This window comes from Streptomyces sp. NBC_00989 (assembly GCF_045162655.1).
In the GTDB taxonomy this organism is placed as follows: Bacteria; Actinomycetota; Actinomycetes; order Streptomycetales; family Streptomycetaceae; genus Streptomyces.
Genome location: NZ_CP108728.1, coordinates 1,885,282 through 1,909,221, shown reverse-complemented (window position 1 = coordinate 1,909,221; position 23,940 = coordinate 1,885,282). Strand labels below are relative to the sequence as shown.

Sequence of the window (23,940 nt, the reverse complement as noted above, 5' to 3'; positions counted from 1 at the left end):
ATGCCACTCCTCGACACCCGCGAACGCCGACGAACACCCCCGACCCCACCACCGGCCGCCGCCCGCCCAGGCCTCGGCCGCCGCATCCGCGCCGCCAAGTGGTCGTACCTCTACCTCGCCCCAATGGCCGTGCTGCTCCTGGCCTTTGTGGTCTACCCGATCTTCGCCTCCTTCGGCTACACCTTCTACCGGTGGAACGGCATCGGCGCACCCGGTGACTACGTGGGCCTCGCCAACTTCCGCCAGATCCTGCACGACGGCATCTTCTGGGGCGCCGTCGAGCACACCTTCGTCTACGCCTTCGTACTTGTCCCGGTCCAACTCCTGCTGGCGTTGGCGCTCGCCCTCGTACTGAACAACCCGAAGCTCAAGTTCGCGCTGTTCTTCCGGACCGTCTACTTCATCCCCGTCGTCACCTCGGCCGCGGTCGTCGGCGTCGTCATCCAGCTCATGCTCGCCAACTTCGGTGATTCGGCGGGGAGTCTGCTAGCCAAGACCGGAGTGACCGACGGGCAGATCGACTGGCTCGGCGATCCGCACACCGCGCTCGCCGTGATCATCGCGATCGGCATCTGGCACACCCTGGGCTACAACCTCGTCTACTTCCTCGCCGGACTCCAGACCATCCCGGCCGAGTTGTACGAGGCGGCCAAGCTCGACGGCTGCGGCCCGGTGCAGTCCTTCTTCCGCATCACCATCCCGATGCTGCGCCAAGTCGGCGTCGTCATCGTGGTGTTGGCGTTCATCGGCAGCTTCCAGGTCTTCGACCTGGTGCAGGTCCTCACCGGCGGCGGCCCGTACTTCGCCACCGAGGTCGTCAACACGTACATCTACCACCTGGCCTTCGGTGGCTCCGCCGGCGCCGCCGCCCAGCCGGACATCGGACTGGCCTCCGCCGCCTCGTTCCTCTACGGGCTGCTCCTCATCGTCTTCTCCGCGCTCCAGGTCCTCGCCCTGCGCGGGATCAGCCGCCGGCGCACGGCCGCCGGCCAATGAGCAAACCAGTCAACGGCCGCCCAACCAGCAAAGGGTCACGTCGATGTCCACACTGTCCCAACGTCCGCGCCCGCGAATGCGATTGAGCCCCCGCCGAGGCCGGCGCGGCCTGCTCTACGCCGCGCTGCTCGGCGGCGGCCTCATCTGGCTCTACCCGTTCCTGTGGGCGCTCGGCAGTTCGCTCAAGAGCACCGACGGCTTCTTCTCCGGCGGGCTCAACCCGATCCCGTCCGAGTTCCACTGGTCCAACTACAGCGAGGCCTGGACCCAGGCGGACTTCAGCCGGTTCTTCGTCAACACGGTGCTGTTCGCGACCGGCACGGTCATCGTCACCCTGCTCGCCACCTCCATGGCCGGCTACGTCCTGGCCCGCACCGACTTCCCCGGCAAGAAGCTGTGGCTCGGTCTGGTCGGGGTGACGCTCTTCCTGCCGCACGGCTACACGATCATCCCCGTCTTCGACCTCATCCAGCGCCTCCATCTCCTCAATACCCTCTGGTCGGTGGTCATCGTCCAGTCCGCGGGCGGGATGGTCTTCGGCACCTTCCTCTTCATGGGCTACTTCACGACGATCGACCGGGGCCTGGAGGACGCGGCCCGCGTGGACGGCGCGAACTTCCACCAGATCTTCTGGCGGATCATGCTCCCGCTGTCCGGGCCGATGCTGGCGACCGTCGGCCTGTTCGCCTGCATCAACGCCTGGAACAGCTTCTTCATCCCGCTGGTCTTCACCCTCTCCCGCCCCGACCTGCACACCCTCTCGGTCGGCATGTTCAACTTCATCGGCCAGAACTCCACCGCGTGGACCCTGGTGTGCGCGGGGTCGGTCATCACGCTGCTGCCCATCGTCCTGATCTTCATCGTGCTCCAGCGGTTCTTCATCAACGGGCTCGCGGGCGCGGTCAAGCAGTAACGAGGAGCGGCCGTCGAGGAGTTGAGAGCAGCGGCCGCCGGATCATCCGCCGCCGTCGAGGTCGCTGCGCTGCCGCAGAGCCCGCAGTTCGTCACCGGCGAACTCCATCTCGTACAGCTTGCCGCGCGCGTTCTCGAACGGCCGGTGCAGGATCATCATCAGCCGCCCCTCGAACGTCCGGAACAGCATCCCGTGCCCGCTGTCCTCCCGCACCAGCGGCCGCCGCTGCCGCCAAGGCCCGTTGATCTCCCCGGACTTGGAGACGGCGTAGGTCTGGACGTAACCACCGGTGAGGGTGCCGTCCGCGCCGACCACGTTCTTCTCGTACGTCGACCACAGCATGAGCAGCGACCCGTCGGGGGTCCGGTACAACTGCGGGCCGTCCGTGACGTAGGGCGGGAGCTGGTGCGGTACGCCGGCGGGGATCTCCTCGCCGATCCAGGGCGCGTCCGAGCCCTTGAAGAGGAAGACCGGATCGCCGATCGTCCCGGTCAGGTCCGGGGCCAGCCGGATCGCTTCCATCGTGCCGTCGATTGTCTGCAGCCACTCGTGCGCGTACACCATCCACGGCTGCCCGGACGGGTCGACGTACAGCGTGCCGTCCAGGGTCATGAGTCGGCTGGGCGGGGTGGGGTGCGTGGGGTCGACCACGGTGAAGGGGCCGAGCAGGGATTCGGACACGGCCGTGATCGTGCCGCGCCGATGGTTCGGGAGCTGGAACGGCGTGCCCCAGCGGCCGGTCGGGGGCACCGGGAGCGGGCTGTCCTCGTCGTGCAGCGTGGTGAACAGGTAGTACCTGCCGTCCCAGGCGTGCACCTCCGGCGCCCAACCACCGTCGCCCGCCCAGAGGTTGCCCTGCTCCGCCGCGAGGAAGACCACCTCGGGGCGCGTCCAGTCACGCAGGTCGGGGCTGCGGTAGACCATCGTGCCGACGCCCTCCACACCCGACACCGAAGGGTCGTTGGAGGTGTAGAGGTGATAGGTGCGGGTCGCGTCGTCGGCCACGACGAACGGATCGTGCAACGGCATGTCGGGAAGCCGCATCGGCTCGCTCACTGGATCGGTCGCCATGGTGTCACCGTAGAGCCCACAAACCCCGCGCGCATCACAACTGTTGAGGGAAAAACGCTTGGACCGCACGGGTGCCGACGCGGGACACTGCCACTTCTGGCCTGCCCGTTTACCGGGCCGCCGTCGACATCACGGGGTGGGGATGGGATCGCCTGAATCGCGCGACGTCGGGCCGCGCAGAGGCTCGGTGTCACTCGCACTTCGCTACTACGGACGGGAGTTGGCCCGGCTCCGCCGCTGGACCGCGCCCGCCACACTGCTGCCCGCGCTGGGCAACATCGGCATCAACTACATCGCACCGCTGATCGTCGCCAAGCTCGTCGGCCGGATCGCCGGAGACGCGGGCATCAGCGTCCGTGCGACGCTGCCGTACGTCCTCGGGTTCGCCGGAGTGCTGCTGCTCGCCGAGGTGTTCTGGCGTCTGGGACTGCACTGTCTGAACCGGCTGGACGCGCTCGGCATCGAGCACCTGTATGTGATCGGCATGGACGAACTCTTCGCCAAGGACGCCGCGTTCTTCCACGACAACTTCGCCGGGTCGCTCACCAAGCGGGTGTTGAGCTTCGCCTCCCGCTTCGAGGAGTTCGTCGACACCATGACGTTCCAGGTGGTGGGCAGCCTGGTCCCGCTGCTGTTCGGCTCGGTCGTGCTGTGGCGCTACGAACCGCTGCTCGTCGTAGGCCTGTTGGCGATGATCGCGCTCACCGCCCTGGTCGTCGCGCCCCTCATCCGGCGCCGCCAGGCACTCGTCGACCTGCGCGAGGAGGCCATCGCCCGGGTGTCCGGCCATGTCGCCGACAGCCTGATGAACATGGACACGGTCCGCGCGTTCGCCGCCGAGGAACGCGAGGCCGCCGAACACCGCTCCCGCGTCGCCCAGTCGAGGCGCCTCACGCTGCGCTCCTGGGACTACGGCAACCTGCGCATCGACACCCTGGTCGCGCCCCTGTCCGTGTTCACCAACGCGCTGGGCCTGCTGCTCGCCGTCGCGCTCGGCGGAGGAACACACGGTGTGGAGGCGGTAGTCGTCGCCTTCACGTACTACAGCAACGCGACCAGGATCATGTTCGAGTTCAACCAGATCTACCGGCGTCTGGAAAGCTCGATGACCGAAGCAGCCCAGTTCACCGAGCTGTTGATGGCACCGCCCACCGTGGTCGACCCGGCCTCGCCCGAACCGCTGCGCTCCCGTGCCACCGACGTCCGCTTCGAGAACGTGACCTTCGCCCACGCGGGCGCGGACACCCTCTTCGACGGGCTCGACCTGAGCGTGCCCAGCGGCACGAAGATCGGCCTCGTCGGCCGGTCCGGCGGCGGCAAGACCACCCTCAGCCGACTGCTGCTGCGGATGACGGACATCGACGCCGGCCGCATCCTGATCGGCGGCCAGGACATCAGCAGACTGCGCCAGGCCGACCTGCGCGGCCTGATCGCCTACGTACCGCAGGACCCGGCGATGTTCCACCGCACCCTCCGCGAGAACCTCACCTTCGCCCGCCCCGACGCCACCGACGCCGAGGTCCGCCGGGCCGCCGAGGCCGCGCACGTCACCGAGTTCGCCGACGCGCTGCCGGACGGCTTCGAGACGATGGTGGGGGAGCGCGGGATCAAGCTCTCCGGCGGCCAGCGCCAACGCGTCGCCCTCGCCCGGGCGATCCTGCGCGATGCCCCGATCCTGCTGCTCGACGAGGCGACCAGCGCGCTCGACTCCGAGAGTGAGATCCTCGTACAGGAAGCACTGTGGCGGCTCATGGAGGGCCGGACCGCACTCGTCGTCGCCCACCGGCTGAGCACCGTCGCCGGCATGGACCGGCTCGTCGTCCTCGACCGCGGCCGGATCGTCGAACAGGGCACGCACCAGGAGCTGTTGGCGACCGAGGGCGCCTACGCCAAGCTGTGGCAGCACCAGTCGGGCGGCTTCCTCGACGACAGCCCCGAGCAGGCCGCCGACCTGCGCTGACGGCCCGAACAGCGGCCGGATTCCCGCGACTTCGGCCATCGGCTTTTCGGGACTTCGGCGATGCCTGGCGGACAACCGGTTTCTAGTCAACCGTGTTCCAGAGCCGTCTCACCGAGGTTACCCAGTCTTTTCGAAAGTTCGCCCAAGGTCTTGACGCCGTTTCCGAGCCGGAAGAAGCTCTGCCCCAACGCGTGACAACCGGTTTCTATTGGAGGTGGTGCGGTCATGCACCCACGTGCTGGTGCGCCCCTGAGCCGCCGACGATTTCTCGCCCTCTCGGCGACGGGCGCGGCGGCCGGCGCGACGGTACTGGGCGGCTGCGCGCTCCAGGTGTCGACCGGGGTGAGCGGTGCGGGCGAGACCGTCACGGTGATGGTCAAGGACGGGGACATCACGGCCGACCAGGTCACGCAGGCCCACAAGGACCTCGGCATCAAGATCCACCTGGTGCGCTTCGACCTCACCAAGCTGATCGCGATGATGACCACCGGCGCCCCGCCGGACCTGGTGCGCGGCGTCGGCGCCGTGGACGCCCCGTACTTCGTGGCCCGGGACGTCGCCGAGAACCTCGACCCCTACTTCGCCGCGAGCAGCGTCCTGAAGGCCGGCGACCTCGATCCGGTCAACGACCTGTGGCGCTACGACGGCCACACCCAGGGCAAGGGCCCGCGCTACGGCATGGCGAAGGACTTCTCCCAGGACTCCATGTACTGGTACAACACCGCGCACTTCGACGAGGCGCGCGTCGCCTACCCGCCGGAGACCCAACCGGTCACCTATGAACAGTGGTTGGAGGACGCCAAGCGCCTGACCCAGCGCAAGAAGGGGCAGACGACGGTCTTCGGCGGCAGCTACAACGGGCTCAACGCCCCAGGTCTGCTGGCCGGGTTGACGGCTGCCGCCGGAGGCAGTTTGTTCAGCGACGACTTCTCCCGCGTCGACTTCACCGCCCCCGAGGCCCGCAAGGCACTGGCCTGGTACATCGACTACTGCCGGGCCAAGGTCGGCCCGAGCCTGATCCAGCCCGACCCCAACACCTGGGACGGGCCCACCTATCAGGCCGGCCGGATGGCCATGGCGGGCGACGGCTACTGGCTCGGCGGCATGATCGACACCGACAGGAAACTGGCACAGGTGTCCCGGCTCGCCCCGGCCCCGGTCTTCGCGGGCGGCCCCCGGCTCAGCCCCTGCCAGGGCGGCACCGGCTTGTGGATGCCGAAGAAGGCCCCCAACAAGGACGCCGCGTGGCGGGTCTTCGAGTGGTTCTTCGGCGAGGCACCGGCCAAGGCGCGCGCGTCGAGCGGCTGGGGCATCCCGACCCTGAAGTCCCTGCGCCCGCTGATGCCCGCTCAGGAGTCGTACCAGAAGCGGGCGTTGAGGGTGCAGGAGGCCGAGCTGAAGCACTTCTCGGTGACCGCCTTCACGCCGTACGCCTCGGCCGACGCGCTCGCCGCCCTCTTCAACCAGGCCGCCCCCGCCGCCATGTCGGGCGGGATCTCCGTCGACACCCTCGCGGGCCGGCTGAACTCGTCCATGAACGAGCAGCTCAAGCGCGGTAAGGAGCAAGTGGGATGACGGCCGATCAGATCACCTCGGTCGCGGGCCGGTCCGGCTCGACCGCGAGCGGCGAGCGGGCGCGGGCGGTGCGGCAGCCGAGGACCACCGCGACCGGGCGCAGACATCGCGCGTTCTACATGTTCACCTCGCCCTGGATCATCGGTTTCCTGCTGCTGACCGTCCTCCCCATGGCGTACGCCCTGTGGCTGAGCTTCACCACGTTCGACGGCATCTCGCCGCACTGGCGCTACGTCGGCCTCGGCAACTACCGCGAGCTGTTCTCCGACTCGGTGACCTGGGCCGCGCTCGGCCGCACGGGCCTGTTCGCGGTGACCTCCGTGCCGTTGTCGATCGCGGCGGGACTCGGGCTCGCGGTCCTGGTCAACCGGCCGCTCAAGGCACGCGGGTTGTTCCGCACCCTGCTCTATCTGCCCGCCGTGGTACCGCCCGTGGGCGCGGGCATCGCCTTCAAGCAGCTCTTCGACCAGAACTCCGGTGCCGCCAACGGGGTGTTGAACATCTTCGGCGTCAATGCCCTGGGCTGGCTGGCCGATCCGTACGCCCGCTACGTGCTGCTGATGAGCGTGTTGTGGACCGCCGGAAACGTCATGATCATCTCGCTGGCCGGGCTCCAGGACGTACCCCGCGAACTCCACGAGGCGGCCCGCATCGACGGCGCGAGCGCCTGGCGGACCTTCCGCAGCATCACCGTGCCGCTGCTCTCACCGGTCCTGCTCTTCCAGACCGTGACCGGCGTGATCGCCTCGGTGCAGACCATCATGCCGCTGCTGCTCGCACCCGACGCCACCACGGGCGGCGTCACCGCGATCCCGCAGTCCAACTACCTCTACATGATGCACGTGTTCGCGGAGTACTTCGCGCTCGGCCGCTACGGCTACGCCTCCGCGCTGCTGTGGGTGCTCTTCGTCCTCATCCTCGTCGTGACCGGACTCATCTTCAGGTTCACGTCCGGCGTGGTCTTCTACAACGTCGACCCGGAGGCCAACAAGTGAGCGCCACCAGCCCGTTCGCGAAGCCCCCGGTCCGCGTGCGGGCGGGCCGCCTGGTCCTCTACACCGTCCTCGTCGCCATCACGGGCCTGTTCCTCGGCCCCTTCGGCTGGCTCGTCCTCGCCGGACTGAAGACCCCGGCCGAACTCGCCGCGTCCCCCGTGCACTGGCTGCCCCAGCACATCCAGTGGCACAACTTCACCGACGCCTACCGGCTCATCGACTTCCTCGGCTACGCCCGCAACTCCCTCATCATCGCGACCATTTACGCCACTCTCGTCACCCTCAGCTCCGCCTGGGTCGGCTTCGGCTTCGCCCGTCTCTCCGCACCCGGCAAGAAGACGCTCTTCGGCATCCTGCTCGGCTCGATGATGCTGCCCCAGATGATCACCCTGCTGCCGACCTATCTGATCTTCGCCAAGCTCGGCATGGTCGACACCTACTGGCCGTGGGTGCTGTGGGGACTGGCCGCCACGCCGTATCTCGTCTTCCTCTTCCGGCAGTTCTTCGCGGGCCTGCCAAGGGAGTTGGAGGAGGCCGCGATCGTCGACGGCTGCGGGTGGGCCACCATCTTCTGGCGGATCTTCCTGCCGCAGTCCTGGCCGGTCCTCAGCGCGAGCTTCGTGATCGCCTTCACCTGGACCTGGGGCGACTACATAGCCCCCCAACTCCTGCTCTCCACCGACCGCACCACCCTCGCGGTCGCCGTCATGTCCACCTACGTCACCTCGGCGGGCACCCCGGTCGCCGACCTCCAGGCCGCCGCCTCCGTGATGTACGTCGTCCCCATCCTCCTGATCTTCCTCGTCGCCCAGCGCGGGTTCGTCGCCGGGATGTCGACGAGCGGCCTCAAGTAGCCCTTCGTTTCCCCCTGTTGCAAGGAGTAGTAGGTATGAACACGCCCCTGTCCCGTCGTACGGCCCTGCAAGCCGCCGGTGCCACCGCGCTCGCCGTCGGCCTCTCCGGACTGACCGCGACGGCGGCCCACGCCTCCGGCGGCCACAACTCCCGCCCCAAGCTGGTCACTTACCCGCGTCCGGCCACCATGCCGACCAACACCAGCTTCCAGGTCCGGGTCCGCACCGCCCCCGACGGCGCCTGGCAGACCCTCGACATCTACCGCCCGCAGTTCGAGGAGATCAACGCGTCCACCGGGTCGGGCAAGGTCTACAACTCGTCGATGGCGTACTTCGACTTCAACGGCTCGGTCGAGATCGAGGTGACCTACCTCAAGGGCGGCACCACCAAGGCCCGGGTGAGACCGGACGCGCTGGGCATCAAGCCCGAACTCCTCGGCGACACCCTGCGGTTCACCCTCGACGAGCCCAAGGACGTCGTCGTGCAGATCAACGACGAGGTGTTCGACGCCCTGCACCTGATCACCAACCGCGTCGAGCACCACGTCCCGTCCGCCGACGACCCGAACGTCATCTACTTCGGCCCCGGCGTCCACACCGTCACCGGCAACGTCCTCACCGTCCCCGGCGGCAAGACCGTCTACCTCGCGGGCGGCGCCGTCCTCACCGCGCAGGTCTACTTCAAGGACGTGGAGAAGTCCCGCCTCATCGGGCGCGGGGTGCTCTACAACAACCCCGGCGGCGCCATCCTCAGCGAGGGCAGCAGGAACATCCGCGTCGAGGACGTCATCATCCTCAACCCGGCCGGCTACGCGGGCACCTTCGCCGAGAGCAAGAACGTCCACATCACCAAGGCACGCGCGTTCAGTTCGAAGGGCAACGGCGACGGCTTCGACGTCTTCTCCTCGACCGGGATCACCTTCGACGGCTGCTTCATGCGCAACTCCGATGACTGCATAGCCATTTACTGCCACCGCTGGGACTACTACGGCGACACCCGCGACATCACCGTCAAGAACTGCACCCTGTGGGCCGACGTCGCCCACCCGATCAACGTCGGCACACACGGCAACAGCGACGCCCCCGAGGTGATCGAGAACCTCGTCATCAAGAACATCGACATCCTCGACCACCGCGAACCCCAGATGAACTACCAGGGCTGCATCGCCCTCAACCCCGGCGACTCCAACCTGATCAAGAACGTGCGCATCGAGGACGTACGGATCGAGGACTTCCGCTGGGGCCAGGTCATTTACATGAAGGTCATGTTCAACACGAAGTACAACACCTCGGTCGGCCGCGGCATCGACGGCGTCTACGTCAAGAACCTCAGCTACACGGGCACCCGCGCCAACCCGTCGCTCTTCCTCGGCTACGACGCCGAACACGCCATCAACAACGTCACGTTCGAGAACCTGGTGATCAACGGCCTGGTCGTCGCCGACTCGATGAAGAAGCCCACCTGGTACTACACCACCGACGAGATCCAGTGGTTCTACAACGAGCACGTGACGAACCTGAAGTTCCTCACGACCGCCGAGGCCGAGGCGGCTGCGGCGTCATGACGAAGCGCTCCGCTGGAAGGGCAGGAAGGGGCTGTTGGTCGGCTGCGGCGCCGTCGTGGTTGATCGCGCCGTTCCCCGCGCCCCTTGAGGGTGTTGCCGAACCGGAGTCGATTACACCGGCTCCGCTCAGCCGCCGGGTCTTCCTCGGTGGCACCGCAGCCCTGCTGCTGGCCTCGGGCGCGAGCGGACTGCTCGTGCCCGGCCGGGCGGCGGCGGCCCCGGACGACTCCGAGGTGACCTTCTCCCACCCCGGCCTGCTGCACACCGCCGACGACCTCGCCCGCATGAAGGCGGCGGTCGTCGCCAAGCAATCCCCGGTCTACGACGGCTACTTGGCGCTCGCCGCCCACGCCCGCTCCTCGTCCTCGTACACCGTGCAGAACACGGGGCAGATCACCACCTGGGGCCGCGGCCCCACCAACTACCAGAACCAGGCCGTCGCCGACTCGGCCGCCGCCTACCAGAACGCCCTCATCTGGTCCGTCACCGGAGACACCGCACACGCCGACAAGGCCCGCGACATCCTCAACGCCTGGTCCGCCTCGCTCACCGCCATCACCGGAGCCGACGGCCCCCTCGGCGCCGGCCTCCAGGCCTTCAAGTTCGTCAACGCCGCCGAACTCCTCCGCCACACCGGCTACGACGGCTGGACCGCCGCCGACATCGCCCGCTGCGAGGACTCCTTCCTCCGCGTCTGGTACCCGGCCCTGTCCTGCTACATGCTCTACGCCAACGGCAACTGGGACCTGACGTCTCTTCAATCCCTGCTGGCCATAGGCGTGTTCTGTGAGGAACCCACCCTCTTCCACGACGCGCTCCGCTTCGCCGCGGCCGGCGCGGGCAACGGCAGCGTCCTCCACCGCATCGTCACCGACGCCGGCCAGGGCCAGGAGAGCGGCCGCGACCAGGGCCACGAACAGCTCGCGGTCGGCCTGTTGGCGGATGCCGCGCAGGTCGCCTGGAACCAGGGCGTCGACCTCTGGGGCTTCGACGACAACCGCATCCTCGCCAACGTCGAGTACGCCGCCCGCTACAACCTCGGCGGCGACGTCCCCTTCGTCCCCGACCTCGACCGCACCGGCAAGTACATCAAGCCGGCCGTCTCGGCCACGTCGCGCGGCAGCCTGCCGCCCATCTACGAGATGGCGTACGCGCATTACGCCGGTGTGCGCGGCCTGGACACCCCGAACACGAAGAACGCGGTCTTCCGAGGCACCGGCGGCACCCGAGTCGTCGAGGGCAGCAACGACGACCTGCCGAGCTGGGGCACCTTCGCCTACGCCGGCGCCACCGCCCCCTCGCCGACCGTGCCGACACCACCGGCCGGTGTCACGGCGGTCGGCAACGACCGTTCCGTGACGGTGAGTTGGCTGCCGTCGACGTGGGCCGACTCCTACACGGTCCTACGGGCGACCGAGGTGGACGGCCGCTACGAGAAGATCGCGTCCGGCGTCGACCGGCCCACGTACGCCGACCGGAACGTGCACGCCGGACGGACGTACTACTACACGGTCGCCGCCTCCAACACCCTGGGTGGCAGCGGCAGTTCGGCCTGGGCGGCAGCCTCCGCGGGTCTCCCCGGTCCTTGGTCGACCCGGGACGTGGGTGACGTGAAGGTCCCCGGTTCCGGCACCTTCGACGGCGAACGCTTCGTCCTGGAGGCGAGCGGCACCTCCGACACTTACCGTCTCGTCCACCTTCCGCTGCGCGGCGACGGCACGGTCACCGCGCGGATCGTGTGGCCGCTCAGCTCGCAGTACTCGAAGATCGGCGTCACCGTCCGCGCCTCCCTCGACGCGGACGCGGCGCACGCCTCGATGCTGATCCAAGGGCTGCCCCTGCACACTTGGAGCGGGGTGTGGACGGCACGCCCGTCGACCGGCGCGCAGATCTCCGCCACCGGCAGCACACCCGTACCGCCTTCCCAGCAGCAGGCGATCACGACGTCGGCCGCCTTCCCGATCTCCAGCCTCGGCACACTGCCCGAGTCGGCGACCCCGCTGGAGGCGCCGTACGTCGAGGGCGCGGGCGACGGCTACCGGTTGCGGGCGCCCTACTGGGTGCGCGTGACCCGTAAGGGCGCGCGCTGCACCGGCGCCATCTCGCCGGACGGCATCCACTGGACCGAAGTCGGTTCCACCGAGGTCGAGTTGGGCCGCACCGCGTACGCGGGCCTCGCCCTCACCTCCTGCCTCGGAGTCGACGAGGACTACGCCGAGACCGGCACCGGCGCCTTCGACAACGTCAGCGTGACCTCCTCGTCCGGCACGGTCTGGCGCGTGCCCCGTCCCGCCCGTACCGCCACCGACCTTCGGGCCGAAACCGGCGCCGACGCAGTCGAGTTGACCTGGACCGACCCGGACCTGTCCGCCGAGTACACCGTGCTGCGCGCAACCCGAACCGCCGGACCGTACGAGACCCTCGCCACCCGCGTCGGCCCGGTCGGCTTCGGCACCCGCATCCGCCACACCGACGCGACGGGGACGCCGGGAACGACGTACCACTACACGGTCGCGAAGACCAGCGCTGGTGGACGCGGGCCGCGTTCGGCGCGGGCAGGGGCCGTGATGCCGACCCCGGCGCTTCCCCAACTCACCTTCACCACCGCCGCGTTCACGAATCAGGGCGCGACCTTCCGGCATCTGCTGCGGGCCTCGCACGAGCCCGTTCGGTTCACCGCGGATGGCCTGCCCGCCGGTCTCCGCATCGACCGGCGCACCGGCCTGGTCTCCGGAACCCCAACGGAGACAGGCGAGTTCACGGTCGCGACGACCGCGGCCAACGCCTCCGGAACCGCGACCGGCACCCTCGCGCTCACGGTCGGCACCGCGCCGCCCGCGCCGTGGACGTACGGCGATCTCGGCGACACCGTGCTCGACGACCGTGCCTTCGGGACGCTGGGCGTGGTGGCGATCACGACGCCGGGCAGCACGTCGTACGACGGCGGCACCTTCACCGTGCGAGGCGCGGGTGTCGACCTGAACGCCAACGGCCAGGGAATGACAGGGCAGTTCGTGCGGCGGCCGGTCAGCGGTGATTGCGAAGTCGTCGCCCGGCTCGTCTCCCGCAGCGGTGTGACCACCGACCGGGTGGGGCTGCTCATGGCGAAGTCGCTGTCGCCGTTCGACCAGGCCGCCGGAGCGATCGTCACCGGTGGGACGAGTGCTCAGCTCATGCTCCGCAAGACCGTGGCCGGTGCCTCCGCCTTCACCGGCGGAGCCGCTGTCACCCTCCCCGCCCTGCTGCGGCTGAGGCGCGTCGGGACCGCCTTCGGCGCGGCCCTGTCCACCGATGACGGTGTCACCTGGACCCCCCTCGCCGACGGAGAGATCCCCGGCTTCGGTGACGCCCCCTACTACGTCGGGCTGGTGGTCTGCTCACGCAGCCAACCGGTCCGCTGCACCACCGAGTTCGACGAGGTGAGCATCACGCCCACCTGATCCGTCATGGATTGGAGATGCACCGCAATGAGCCGCACTTCCCCCCACGAGCGCCTCCGCAGAACAGAGTTGAGCCGCCGCGGTCTTCTGAAGACCGCCGGTGGTCTCACCGCCGCCGTCGCCCTCGGCGGCGCAACGGTCGCCTCCACCGCGAGCGCGGCCCCGGCCACGTTCACCCATCCCGGCATGCTGCACAACGCCGGAGACATCAACCGGGCCAAGGTCAGGGTCGCGGCGGGAACCGACCCCTGGCTGTCCGGCTGGAACAGGCTGACCGCCAACTCCCACTCCCAGTCGACCTGGACGAACCGGGCGACGGCGACGATCATCCGGGGCGGCGACGGCCAGAACTACAGCCTGCTCTACAACGACATCGCCGCCGCCTACCAGAACGCCCTGCGCTGGAAGGTCGGCGGCACCGAGGCGAACGCCGTGTGCGCCGCGAACATCCTCAACGCCTGGTCGTCGACGCTGACTTCGGTCACCGGAAACGCCGACCGCTTCCTCGCGGCCGGCCTCTACGGCTGGCAGTTCGCCAATGCCTGCGAGCTGATGCGCGACTACAGCGGCTTCAACCTGGCCGCTGCCCAGACGATGCTGGCGAACGTCTTCTACCCGCTCAACAACAGCTTCCTGACCAACCACAACGATGCCTGCATCACCAACTACTGGGCCAACTGGGACCTCTGCAACATGGCCGCGATCCTGGCCATCGGGATCCTCAACGAGGACAGCGCCAAGTACGACCAGGCCGTCACCTACTTCAAGTCCGGTGCGGGCAACGGCTCCATCGCGCACGCGGTGCCGTATCTGTACACCGACGCGGACGGCTACGCGCTCGGCCAGTGGCAGGAGTCGGGCCGCGACCAGGGCCACACCGTCCTGGGCATGGGCCAGATGGGCGCGATCTGCGAGATGGCCTGGAACCAGGGCGACGACCTGTACTCGTACGACAGCCGTCGCTTCATGAAGGCCGCCCAGTACGTCGCGAAGTACAACAGCGGCAGCGATGTCCCCTTCACCACCTACACCTGGGGCACCGGGCAGAGCTGCGCCCAGGCGTCCCAGACGGTGGTCTCCTCCGCCTCGCGCGGCCAGATCCGCCCCGTGTGGGCGATGCTCCACTTCCACTACAACCGGCGGATCGGCCTCGACGACAAGTACATCTCGGCCATGTACTACGACCTCGTCGCGCCCGAGGGCGGGGGAGGTGACTACGGCTCCGACAGCGGCGGCTACGACCAGCTCGGGTTCGGGACGCTGATGTACGCGAAGTAGGGACGCGGGGCGTCCACGGACCGGGCCGTCGGTGCCCGGTCCGTGGACGCCCTCTTGACCTCGGGTGGCGGTGGATCGACACTCGAGCAGGGAATCCTAGTGAACAGGTAGGGAAGCATGGGGCGCCTTGAGCCGGTCACCACCAGCCGCGTGGACCGTTCGCCTCTTCTGACCTCCCGCCGTCACATCGACCTGCTGCGGGTCTGCAGCGCGATCAGCCCCCTGCGCTGAACCCCCGCCCACCGCTCGACGACGCTTCCGCCGCGCGTACGTCCACGCGCCCGTACCCGGGGAGTCCCATGTCCAGCACGCCTCTCGCCGCCATCCCCTCACCCCGGTCCGCCCCCACGTTCCGGGGCCGGATCGGCAGTGACGCGCGCAGCGGGCACTACGCCGTGCCGCGCCGCTACCGCCTCCATCTGTCCACCGCCTGCGCCGACGGCCTCCGCATCGCCGTCACGCACAGCCTGCTCGGCCTCGACGAGAGCTGTCCGGCCGTGTTCCTGTCCGCCGTACCCGACTGTCCGAGTGGTGGACACTCCGCGCTGCGCCCGCTCTACGAGGCGAGCGCGCACCGCTACTCCGGACCGGCCACCGCGCCGGTGCTCAGCGACGACTGGTCCGGCCGGATCGTCAGCACCCACGCCCCCGACATCACGCGCGACCTCGCCCGGCACTTCGGCGAGGGCGGACCCCAGCTCTACCCGTGCGGCGCCGAGTCGGAGATCGAGGCCGTCGAGCGGCTGTGCGCGGAAGGCATCGAGGACGCGGCGCAGCGCGCCGGTGCGGCCGGTGTCGAGCAGGAGGAGCGTGACGAGGCGGTCGGCCGGCTGCTGGAGACGCTGGGTTCGCTGGACCGCTGGCTGGACGGCCGCGAGCACATGATCCGCGACGAACTCACCGCCGCCGACGTCGAGTTGTGGGTGTCGCTGGTGCAACTCGACACCGTGCACCGCAATCACCTGGACGCCGCCGCCGTACAGCGCATCGCCGATCACCCCCACCTGTGGGCCTACGCCCGTCGGCTGGCCGCCCACCCCGCCTTCGGCACGCACCTCGACCTCGACGGCATCGCCCGCCGTCACCACGCCCACTGCCGGGGCCTGGAGGCCGCCGGCGCGGCTGTCCAGATCCTGGACTGGGCGGCCCACGCGGCGGACGAAACGGGAGCTTGCCGCAGCTGAGCGCGGTCTGTGCCGTCCAGTTGATGGACGGGCATTGACATACGTTCGGACAATTGTCTTAACTTGCGACCCAGAACGGTCATGAGTGTCAGCGACAAGCCCTGGCTTGCTGACCGGCAACCCTCGCACGCGGTGGGGTGCCCCAGGTGACGACCGGACCGGATGACGTTCGGTAAGCGCGAGGCCCCGCGGGGCCGGAACAGTGACAGGTGACGCCATGTACGCAGCTCCCAGGACGGCCACATGCCGCCCGCAGGGCTGCGTGCTGTCGTACGCCAACCTGTTCGTCGCCGACCGCGCTGTCGATCTGCTCCGGGTCAGCAGCGCACTGTGTACCGCGTCGGGCCGCGCCCGCTGTCGCGCCTGACGACCAGTCGGCCGACGCATCTCTGACGCACACCCGATCCCGTCGGTGTGCCTGCCCCCTCCCCGCCCCCGGTCCCGTGCACCCGCGCGTGCCGTCCGCCGTCGCGCGTCCACCGCCACGGACCGGGGTCTGTGAACCTGCCGGAGCCCACCATGAGTGAACCCCCAGGCACCACCGTGTCCCTGGCCGACGCCCCGTCCACTGACGCCCCGTCAAAAGCCCTGACAGCACAGCGAGTTCAGCCGCTGCGCCGGCCCGGCCGGTGGATCGTCACCCTGGTCGTGCTGGTTGTCGTCGCCCAGTTCGTCCACGGCCTGGCGACCAACCCCTTCTACCAGTGGAGCCGCTTCGGCTACTGGTTCCTGCGCCCGACGATCCTCGACGGGCTCGTCATCACCCTCGAAGTGGCCGCTCTGAGCGCGGTGTTGGGCCTCCTCGGCGGCATCCTGCTCGCCCTGGCCCGCCTCTCCAAGAGCCCCGTGCTGCGCGCGACGAGCTGGACCTACGTGTGGGCACTGCGCTCGATCCCGCTCATCGTGGTGCTGATCTTCCTCTACAACTTCAGCGCCCTGTACCAGACGCTCAGCATCGGCGTCCCCTTCGGCCCCGCCTTCTTCTCCTTCGACGAGTCGAAGCTCGCCACCGACATGGCCGTCGCCGTCGTCGGCCTCAGCCTCAACGAGGCGGCCTATGCGGCCGAAGTGGTCCGCGGCGGCATCCTCTCCGTCGACCAGGGCCAGCACGAGGCGGCCTCCGCCCTCGGCCTGCCCAAGGGCTACCAGTTCCGCAGAATCGTCTTCCCGCAGGCCCTGCGCTCCATCACCCCGAACTACGTCAACCAGCTGATCGGCCTGATCAAGAGCACCTCACTGGTCTTCTACGTCTCGCTGCTCGACCTGTTCGGCTCCGCGCAGACGATGGGCTCCACCTACCCCGGCGACATCGTCCCGCTGCTCCTGGTCGTCACCGTCTGGTACCTGATCCTCACCAGCGTCGTGTCCGTCATCCAGTTCTACGTCGAGCGGCACTACGCCCGGGGCGCCACCCGCTCCCTGCCGCCGACCCCGATCCAGAAACTCCGCACCGGTGTCACCGATCTGCGGGCCCGCATCCGCAGGGAGGCCGCCGTATGACCACGAAGACAGCCGAGCCGCCGGCGGACATCACACCCGCGGCCGTAGAGGTGCACGACGTGCACAAGTGGTACGGCGCGCACCGGGTGCTGGACGGCGTCGACCTGACCGTGCGGCCCGGCGAGGTCACCGTGATCCTCGGCCCGTCCGGCTCCGGCAAGTCCACGCTGCTGCGGGTCATCAACCACCTGGAGAAGCCCGAGATCGGCTACGTCAGCGTCAACGGCGAGCTGATCGGAGTGCGGCAACAGGGCGGACGGCTCAAGGAGTTGAGCGAACGCGCCATCCTCGCGCAGCGCAGCCGGATCGGGTTCGTCTTCCAGAACTTCAACCTCTTCCCGCACCTGACCGTCCTCGACAACGTCGCCGCCGCCCCGGTCGCCACCGGCAGGCTCGGCAAGCCCGAAGCCCTGGAACTGGCACGGGAGTTGCTCGGCCGCGTCGGTCTCGCCGAGAAGACCGGCGCCTACCCGAGGCAGCTCTCCGGCGGCCAGCAGCAGCGCGTCGCCATCGCACGCGCCCTCGCCCTGCGCCCCGGCGTCATCCTCTTCGACGAGCCGACCTCCGCCCTCGACCCCGAACTCGTCGGCGAAGTCCTCGCCGTCATCAAGGACTTGGCGACCAGCGGCACCACCCTCGTCATCGTCACCCACGAGATCGGCTTCGCCCGCGAGGTCGCCGACCGGGTCGTCTTCATCGACGGCGGAAAGATCGTCGAGCAGGGCCCGCCGCACGAGGTCCTCGACAAGCCACAGCACGAACGGACCAGGGACTTCCTCAGCAAGGTCCTCTGAGCCCCGCCCTCCCTTTCAGCAGCCCCGAACACCGAGCCTAGGAACAGCCATGTCTCCCCTCAGCCTTCGCAGCAGACTCACTCGCGGACTCACCGCCGGCACCGTCGTCGCCTCCCTCGCGGGCGGACTCGCCGCCTGCGGGGGAGACAGCGACGCGGCCACCACGTCCGGCAGCGCCGCCTCCGGCACGGTCACCGTGGGCGCTCTGTCCAACGGTGCCGCCAAGGAGGCCACGCTCAAGGTCGCCGAAGTGAAGTCGATCAGCGCCGAGTTGCCCAAGTCCGTAGCCGAGAGCGGCACGTTGGAGATCGGCGTCGGCTTCCTGCCCGCCGGATCGCCGCCGCTCGGCTACGTCGGCTCGGACCAGAAGACCCTCACCGGCTCGGAGACCGACATCGCCCGCCTGGTCGCCGCCGTCCTCGGTCTCAAGCCGGAGCTGAAGAACTCCACCTGGGAGAACCTCTTCATCGGCCTGGACAGCGGCAAGGTCGACGTCGCCTTCTCCAACGTCACCGACACCGAGGAGCGCAAGGCGAAGTACGAGTTCGCCTCCTATCGCGAGGACAACCTCGGCTTCGCGGTGAAGGCCGACAACTCCTGGAACTTCGCCGGCAGTTACGAGAACCTCGCCGGCAAGACCGTCGCCGTGGGCGCCGGCACCAACCAGGAGCGGATCCTCCTGGAGTGGAAGAAGAAGCTGGCCGCCGAGGGCAAGAAGGCGCTCACCGTCAAGTACTTCCAGGACAACAACAGCACCTACCTCGCGCTGGCCTCCGGGAAGATCGACGCCTACCTCGCCCCGAACCCCTCGGTCGCCTACCAGGTCTCCTCGACCAAGGGCACGGCGAAGGCGGTCCGCAACGCGGGCACCTACTCCGGCGCCGGATCCTCCCTCCAGGGCCTGATCGCGGCCACCGCGAAGAAGAACAGCGGCCTCGCCAAGCCCCTCGCGGACGCCATCAACTACCTGATCAAGAACGGGCAGTACGCCAAGTGGCTGGCCGCCTGGAACCTCTCCAACGAGGCAGTCGCCAAGTCCGAGGTCAACCCGCCCGGACTGCCGCTCAGCGACTCCTGACCCACCCTCTCGGCAAGGGGACCCCGCCACGCCACAGCGGGGTCCCCGCCCGCGTGACCAGTACTGGAGCCGTCACCCGATGTCTTCCACCATCAGTCTCGAAACCACCACATCCACGTCCCACGTTCTGGACAACCCGGCCTGGGCCGCGCTCACCGGCCCGCACGCCCACTTCGCCGAGCGCGTCGGCCGCGCCGCCCGCTACCCCGTCGACGTCGCCGGATTCCACGCCATCACCGACAACGACGACCCGCGCGCCTGGGCGGACCTGGCCGCTCTCGTCGGCCCCGGCGGCTCCGCCGCGGTGCGCGGGGTGAGCGCGGCGCCGGACGGCTGGGAGATCGTCCGATCCGGACAGGGTGTCCAACTCGTGGACACCGGTCTGCGGGCCGAGTCCGACCCCGAGGCCCTACGTCTGGGCCCCGACGACGTACCCGAGATCCTCGACATGGTCGCCCGCACCGAACCCGGCCCCTACCTGCCCCGCACCGTCGAACTGGGCACCTACCTCGGCATCCGCGACGAGGGCCGGCTCGTCGCCCTGGCCGGCGAACGCCTCCACCCGCCCGGCTGGACCGAGATCAGCGCCGTGTGCACCGACCCCGACCACCGCGGCCGGGGCCTGGCCACCCGCCTGGTCCGCGCGGTCGCCGCCGGCATCAAGGAACGCGGCGAGCACCCCTTCCTGCACGCGGCGGCCACCAACACCAACGCGATCCGCCTGTACGAGTCGATCGGCTTCACGCTGCGCGCCCGCACGGTCTTCTCGCTGGTCCGGCGCACCGGCCCGATTGCCGCCGCCGATCCGGAAGAAACGGCATAGCCGTGCCGTTGTCCCTGTTGATGCCGGACTCCGTGGAGGTGATGGACATGCTCAGCGCGTCCCGCCTTCCTGTCACCGTGCGCCTCACCACCCGGCCCCACATCGACCTGCTGCGCACGGCCGGCGCGCTCTGTTGCTCCTGACCCGTTGCCCCAGCCGCCGTACCCGCTCATCCGGCGGACCGGCGATCTCGTACGGATCTCCAGGAAGGCACCACCGTGTCCCCAACCAGCTCCACCCCCCTGCATCTCGCCGTCGCCCTCGACGGCACCGGCTGGCACCCGGCCTCCTGGCGCGAGCCGGTGGCCCGGCCCCGGGACCTGTTCACCCCCGGTTACTGGGCCGACCTGGTCGCCGAGGCCGAGCGCGGCCTGCTCGACTTCGTGACCTTCGAGGACGGCCTGGGCCTTCAGTCCTCGCACTACGGCGAGCTGGACGGCCGCACCGACCAGGTCCGCGGCCGCCTCGACGCCGTGCTCATCGCGGCCCGCATCGCACCGCTGACCAGTCACATAGGTCTGGTCCCGACGGTGGTGTCCACGCACACGGAGCCGTTCCACATATCCAAGGCGATCGCCACCCTCGACTACGTCAGCACCGGCCGCGCGGGCCTGCGCGTGCAACTCTCCGCCCGCCCGCACGAGGCCGACCACTTCGGACGCCGCACCTTCCCGCCGATCAGCCTGGAGAGCCTGCGGACCGAGGCCGGGCAGAAGCGCCTCGCCGAGCACTTCGACGAGGCCGCCGACTACATCGAGGTCGTGCGCCGCCTCTGGGACAGCTGGGAGGACGACGCCGAGATCCGCGACATCGCCACCGGCCGCTTCGTCGACCGCGACAAGCTGCACTACATCGACTTCGAGGGCCGCCACTTCAGCGTCAAGGGCCCCTCCATCACGCCCCGCCCGCCGCAGGGCCAGCCGGTCGTCAGCTCCCTGGCCCACCAGACCATCCCGTACCGGCTGGTGGCCCGCGCCACCGACGTCGGCTATGTCACGCCGCACGACACCGACGACGCGCGGGCGATCGTCGCGGAGATCCGCGCCGAGCAGCAGACCGCGGGCCGTGCCGACGAACTCCTGCACATCTTCGGCGACTTGGTGGTCTTTCTCGACGACGACGAGGCCACGGCGGTCGCCCGCCGCGAGAGGCTCGACGCGCTCGCGGGGGAGCCGTACACCAGCGACGCCCGTATCTTCGCCGGTACACCCGCCCAACTCGCCGATCTCCTCCAGGAGTTGCAGCCGGCAGGGCTGACCGGCTTCCGGCTGCGGCCCGCAGTAGCCGGCCACGACCTCCCGGCGATCACGCGGGGGCTGGTCCCCGAACTCCAGCGCCGGGGCGCCTTCCGCCAGGCCTACGAGGCCGACACCCTGCGCGGACTGCTGGGGCTCGCCCGCCCCGCCAACCGCTACGCCGCTGCCGCAGCCACCGCCTGAGCCGGAGGGACCGTACGACATGAGCAAGCCCCTGAAGCAGATCCACCTGGCCGCCCACTTCCCCGGTGTCAACAACACCACCGTGTGGAGCGACCCCGCGGCCGGCAGCCACATCGAGTTCAGCTCCTTCGCGAAGTTCGCCCGCACCGCCGAACGCGCCAAGTTCGACTTCCTCTTCCTCGCCGAAGGGCTGCGACTGCGCGAACAGGGGGGAAAAATCTACGACTTGGACGTGGTCGGCCGCCCCGACACCTTCACGATCCTCGCCGCGCTCGCCGCCGTCACCGAACACCTCGGCCTGACCGGCACCATCAACTCCACCTTCAACGAGCCCTATGAGGTGGCCCGCCAGTTCGCCAGCCTCGACCACCTCTCCGACGGCCGTGCGGCGTGGAACGTCGTCACCTCCTGGGACGCGTTCACCGGCGAGAACTTCCGCCGCGGCGGCTTCCTGCCGCAGGACGAGCGGTACTCCCGGGCCAAGGAGTTCCTCGCCACCACCAACGAACTCTTCGACTCCTGGCACGGCGACGAGATCCTCGCCGACCAGGCGAGCGGCACCTTCCTGACCGACGCCAAGGCCGGCGCCTTCGTCCACCAGGGCCAACACTTCGACATCCACGGCCAGTTCAACGTCCCGCGCTCCCCGCAGGGCCGCCCGGTGATCTTCCAGGCGGGCGACTCCGACGAGGGCCGCGAGTTCGCCGCGTCCAGTGCCGACGCCATCTTCAGCCGCTACAGCACCCTCGACCAGGGCCAGGCGTTCTACACCGACGTCAAGTCCCGCCTCGCCAAGTACGGCCGCAGGTCGGACCAGTTGCTCATCCTCCCGGCCGCGACCTTCGTGCTCGGCGACACCGACGCCGAGGCCGAGGACCTGGCCAAGGAGGTACGCCGCCAGCAGGTCAGCGGCGCCACGGCCATCAAGCACCTGGAGTTCGTCTGGAACCGGGACCTGTCGTCCTACGACCCGGACGGCCCGCTCCCCGACATCGACCCGGACGTCAGCGACAACCACATCTCCAAGGGCCGGGCCCAAGTCCGCATGTACCGCGACCCGTTGACCACCGCCCGCGAGTGGCGCGAACTGGCCGCCGCCAACAAGTGGTCCATCCGCGACCTGGTCATCGAGACCGGCAACCGGCAGGCCTTCATCGGCTCCCCGTCCACGGTCGCGAAGACCATCAACGACTTCGTGCAGGCCGACGCCAGCGACGGCTTCATCCTCGTCCCGCACATCACCCCGACCGGCCTCGACCCGTTCGCGGACAAGGTGGTCCCGCTCCTCCAGGAACGGGGCGTCTTCCGCACCGAGTACGAGGGCCCGACCCTGCGCGACCACCTCGGCCTCGCCCACCCGGACGACGTGCGCGAGGAACGGGCGGCATCGTGAAGTTCCTCGCGATCACCCTCATCGTCCACCGCCCGGACCCGGCCACAGGCGTCCAGAAGCCGACGCACGAACGCTTCCGCGAAGTACTCGACAACGCCCTGCTGGCCGAGGAGTTGGGCTTCGACGGCTTCGGCGTGGGGGAGCGGCACGAGCGGCCCTTCATCTCCTCCTCGCCGACCGTCGTCCTCAGCCACATCGCCGCGCTCACTCGCCGCATCCGCCTCTTCACGGCGGTCACCACGCTGAGCCTGCTCGACCCGGTCCGCGCCTACGAGGACTACGCCACGCTCGACCACCTCTCCGGCGGACGCCTCGACCTGATCATCGGCAAGGGCAACGGCACCGCCCAGCGCGAGCTGTTCCACGTCACACCCGAGGACCAGTGGGAGCGCAACGCCGAGAGCTACGAGGTGTTCCGCCAGCTCTGGCGGCAGGACAAAGTGACGGCGAGAACCCGATTCCGCCCGGAGTTGAAGGACGCGGAGGTGTGGCCGCGGCCGTACCAACAACCCGTCCGGGTCTGGCACGGCAGCGCGACGAGCAAGGAGAGCGTCGACCTCGCCGCCCGCTACGGCGACCCGCTGTTCTCCGCCAACGTCACCAACCCCATAGAGCCCTATGCCGAGTTGATCCGCTACTACCGGGAGCGCTGGGAGCACTACGGCCACGACCCGGCGGACATCGCGGTGGGCGCGGGCACGGCCGGGCTCTACGTCGCCCCCACGACCCAGGAGGCGCTGGCCGCCTACCGGCCGATCTTCGAGAGCAACCTCGCCTTCCAGAAACAGATCGGCCTGCCCATCGTCTTCGAGACCCTGGAGGACTACGTCGAGCGCAGCTCCGCACTGATCGGCAGCCCGCAGCAGGTCATCGACAAGGTGCACCGCTACCACGAGCGGTTCGGCCACACCGTGCTCCATCTGCACGCGGACGCAAGCGGCTTGACGGACCATCAGCACCGGGACTCGCTGGAGCTGTTCCAGTCGGCGGTGACTCCCGTGCTGCGCAAGGACATCCCGGACCCGCCGTTCGACTGGGGACCGGTCCTGCCCGAGCCCGTCTCCGTCGGCCACTGAGGAGTG

General features: G+C 69.2%; 21 protein-coding genes and 1 riboswitch. Of the genes, 20 read left to right on the top strand and 1 reads right to left on the bottom strand.

Features of this window, described 5'->3' with window-relative positions; all coding sequences use genetic code 11:
• Together OG714_RS08295 and OG714_RS08290 are read left to right on the top strand one after the other, a co-directional pair.
• Positions 1-996: a carbohydrate ABC transporter permease gene (locus OG714_RS08295; protein ID WP_406119631.1), complete on the top strand. Its 996-nt coding sequence runs from the start codon at positions 1-3 to the stop codon at positions 994-996.
• Between the two features lie 76 nt (positions 997-1,072).
• The gene (locus OG714_RS08290) at positions 1,073-1,909 is read left to right on the top strand and encodes a carbohydrate ABC transporter permease (RefSeq protein WP_406119630.1); all 837 of its coding nucleotides are present in this window, start codon (positions 1,073-1,075) and stop codon (positions 1,907-1,909) included.
• A 42-nt stretch (positions 1,910-1,951) separates the two neighbouring features.
• Here OG714_RS08290 and OG714_RS08285 read toward each other — a convergent pair whose 3' ends face one another.
• Positions 1,952-2,980, bottom strand: coding sequence for a glycoside hydrolase family 43 protein (locus OG714_RS08285; RefSeq protein WP_406119629.1), 1,029 nt, complete (start codon positions 2,978-2,980; stop codon positions 1,952-1,954).
• Positions 2,981-3,122: 142 nt separating this feature from the next.
• Between OG714_RS08285 and OG714_RS08280 the strand changes: the two genes are divergently transcribed.
• The 18 genes from OG714_RS08280 (at position 3,123) to OG714_RS08195 (ending at position 23,934) form a co-directional block, all read left to right on the top strand.
• Positions 3,123-4,940 (top strand): ABC transporter ATP-binding protein, encoded by a 1,818-nt coding sequence (locus OG714_RS08280; protein ID WP_406119628.1) that lies wholly within the window; start codon positions 3,123-3,125, stop codon positions 4,938-4,940.
• A 225-nt stretch (positions 4,941-5,165) separates the two neighbouring features.
• The gene (locus OG714_RS08275) at positions 5,166-6,515 is read left to right on the top strand and encodes an extracellular solute-binding protein (protein ID WP_406119627.1); all 1,350 of its coding nucleotides are present in this window, start codon (positions 5,166-5,168) and stop codon (positions 6,513-6,515) included.
• Entirely contained in the window at positions 6,512-7,510 is a 999-nt protein-coding gene (locus OG714_RS08270; RefSeq protein WP_406119626.1) for a carbohydrate ABC transporter permease, read from the top strand. Before OG714_RS08275 ends, OG714_RS08270 begins: the two co-directional genes overlap by 4 nt.
• Positions 7,507-8,364 carry a carbohydrate ABC transporter permease gene (locus OG714_RS08265; RefSeq protein ID WP_406119625.1) on the top strand — a complete coding sequence of 286 codons (858 nt, stop codon included), beginning with the start codon at positions 7,507-7,509 and terminating at the stop codon, positions 8,362-8,364. Before OG714_RS08270 ends, OG714_RS08265 begins: the two co-directional genes overlap by 4 nt.
• A 35-nt stretch (positions 8,365-8,399) precedes the next feature.
• Entirely contained in the window at positions 8,400-9,929 is a 1,530-nt protein-coding gene (locus OG714_RS08260; RefSeq protein WP_406119624.1) for a glycosyl hydrolase family 28 protein, read from the top strand.
• Positions 9,930-10,093: 164 nt separating this feature from the next.
• Positions 10,094-13,369, top strand: coding sequence for an alginate lyase family protein (locus tag OG714_RS08255; protein WP_406131755.1), 3,276 nt, complete (start codon positions 10,094-10,096; stop codon positions 13,367-13,369).
• A 27-nt stretch (positions 13,370-13,396) separates the two neighbouring features.
• On the top strand, positions 13,397-14,647 hold the full coding sequence (locus OG714_RS08250; RefSeq protein ID WP_406119623.1) for an alginate lyase family protein: 1,251 nt from the start codon (positions 13,397-13,399) through the stop codon (positions 14,645-14,647).
• 117 nt (positions 14,648-14,764) lie between these two features.
• Positions 14,765-14,878: a putative leader peptide gene (locus OG714_RS08245; protein ID WP_401939944.1), complete on the top strand. Its 114-nt coding sequence runs from the start codon at positions 14,765-14,767 to the stop codon at positions 14,876-14,878.
• A gap of 68 nt (positions 14,879-14,946) precedes the next feature.
• Positions 14,947-15,831 carry a glutathione S-transferase C-terminal domain-containing protein gene (locus OG714_RS08240; protein WP_406119622.1) on the top strand — a complete coding sequence of 295 codons (885 nt, stop codon included), beginning with the start codon at positions 14,947-14,949 and terminating at the stop codon, positions 15,829-15,831.
• A 77-nt stretch (positions 15,832-15,908) separates the two neighbouring features.
• Positions 15,909-16,016, top strand: a riboswitch (SAM riboswitch).
• Positions 16,017-16,048: 32 nt separating this feature from the next.
• The gene (locus OG714_RS08235; protein ID WP_406119621.1) at positions 16,049-16,198 is read left to right on the top strand and encodes a hypothetical protein; all 150 of its coding nucleotides are present in this window, start codon (positions 16,049-16,051) and stop codon (positions 16,196-16,198) included.
• Between the two features lie 152 nt (positions 16,199-16,350).
• Positions 16,351-17,331, top strand: a complete 981-nt coding sequence (locus tag OG714_RS08230; RefSeq protein ID WP_406119620.1) for an amino acid ABC transporter permease — start codon at positions 16,351-16,353, stop codon at positions 17,329-17,331.
• Positions 17,328-18,125, top strand: a complete 798-nt coding sequence (locus OG714_RS08225) for an amino acid ABC transporter ATP-binding protein (protein ID WP_406119619.1) — start codon at positions 17,328-17,330, stop codon at positions 18,123-18,125. The genes OG714_RS08230 and OG714_RS08225 overlap by 4 nt, the downstream gene beginning before the upstream one ends.
• 49 nt (positions 18,126-18,174) lie before the next feature.
• Positions 18,175-19,203 (top strand): ABC transporter substrate-binding protein, encoded by a 1,029-nt coding sequence (locus OG714_RS08220; RefSeq protein ID WP_406119618.1) that lies wholly within the window; start codon positions 18,175-18,177, stop codon positions 19,201-19,203.
• 79 nt (positions 19,204-19,282) lie between these two features.
• Complete coding sequence (locus OG714_RS08215; RefSeq protein ID WP_406119617.1) at positions 19,283-20,026, top strand: GNAT family N-acetyltransferase; 744 nt, start codon at positions 19,283-19,285, stop codon at positions 20,024-20,026.
• 2 nt (positions 20,027-20,028) lie between these two features.
• A complete protein-coding gene (locus OG714_RS08210) occupies positions 20,029-20,169 on the top strand; it encodes a putative leader peptide (RefSeq protein WP_406119616.1) in 141 nt (46 codons plus the stop codon).
• Positions 20,170-20,244: 75 nt separating this feature from the next.
• On the top strand, positions 20,245-21,465 hold the full coding sequence (locus tag OG714_RS08205) for an LLM class flavin-dependent oxidoreductase (RefSeq protein ID WP_406119615.1): 1,221 nt from the start codon (positions 20,245-20,247) through the stop codon (positions 21,463-21,465).
• Between the two features lie 19 nt (positions 21,466-21,484).
• Positions 21,485-22,858, top strand: a complete 1,374-nt coding sequence (locus OG714_RS08200) for an NtaA/DmoA family FMN-dependent monooxygenase (protein ID WP_406119614.1) — start codon at positions 21,485-21,487, stop codon at positions 22,856-22,858.
• The gene (locus OG714_RS08195) at positions 22,855-23,934 is read left to right on the top strand and encodes an LLM class flavin-dependent oxidoreductase (protein ID WP_406119613.1); all 1,080 of its coding nucleotides are present in this window, start codon (positions 22,855-22,857) and stop codon (positions 23,932-23,934) included. Before OG714_RS08200 ends, OG714_RS08195 begins: the two co-directional genes overlap by 4 nt.
• The last annotated feature ends 6 nt before the right edge of the window (positions 23,935-23,940 follow it).

Bases quoted from the DNA above. Each gene is read 5' to 3' on its own strand.
- OG714_RS08290 (WP_406119630.1), top strand. From the start codon at position 1,073: ATGCGATTGAGCCCCCGCCGAGGCCGGCGCGGCCTGCTCTACGCCGCG.
- OG714_RS08200 (WP_406119614.1), top strand. From the start codon at position 21,485: ATGAGCAAGCCCCTGAAGCAGATCCACCTGGCCGCCCACTTCCCCGGT.
- OG714_RS08240 (WP_406119622.1), top strand. From the start codon at position 14,947: ATGTCCAGCACGCCTCTCGCCGCCATCCCCTCACCCCGGTCCGCCCCC.
- OG714_RS08235 (WP_406119621.1), top strand. From the start codon at position 16,049: ATGTACGCAGCTCCCAGGACGGCCACATGCCGCCCGCAGGGCTGCGTG.
- OG714_RS08295 (WP_406119631.1), top strand. From the start codon at position 1: ATGCCACTCCTCGACACCCGCGAACGCCGACGAACACCCCCGACCCCA.
- OG714_RS08245 (WP_401939944.1), top strand. From the start codon at position 14,765: ATGGGGCGCCTTGAGCCGGTCACCACCAGCCGCGTGGACCGTTCGCCT.
- OG714_RS08220 (WP_406119618.1), top strand. From the start codon at position 18,175: ATGTCTCCCCTCAGCCTTCGCAGCAGACTCACTCGCGGACTCACCGCC.
- OG714_RS08270 (WP_406119626.1), top strand. From the start codon at position 6,512: ATGACGGCCGATCAGATCACCTCGGTCGCGGGCCGGTCCGGCTCGACC.
- OG714_RS08225 (WP_406119619.1), top strand. From the start codon at position 17,328: ATGACCACGAAGACAGCCGAGCCGCCGGCGGACATCACACCCGCGGCC.
- OG714_RS08280 (WP_406119628.1), top strand. From the start codon at position 3,123: ATGGGATCGCCTGAATCGCGCGACGTCGGGCCGCGCAGAGGCTCGGTG.
- OG714_RS08230 (WP_406119620.1), top strand. From the start codon at position 16,351: ATGAGTGAACCCCCAGGCACCACCGTGTCCCTGGCCGACGCCCCGTCC.
- OG714_RS08215 (WP_406119617.1), top strand. From the start codon at position 19,283: ATGTCTTCCACCATCAGTCTCGAAACCACCACATCCACGTCCCACGTT.
- OG714_RS08285 (WP_406119629.1), bottom strand. From the start codon at position 2,980: ATGGCGACCGATCCAGTGAGCGAGCCGATGCGGCTTCCCGACATGCCG.
- OG714_RS08275 (WP_406119627.1), top strand. From the start codon at position 5,166: ATGCACCCACGTGCTGGTGCGCCCCTGAGCCGCCGACGATTTCTCGCC.
- OG714_RS08260 (WP_406119624.1), top strand. From the start codon at position 8,400: ATGAACACGCCCCTGTCCCGTCGTACGGCCCTGCAAGCCGCCGGTGCC.
- OG714_RS08250 (WP_406119623.1), top strand. From the start codon at position 13,397: ATGAGCCGCACTTCCCCCCACGAGCGCCTCCGCAGAACAGAGTTGAGC.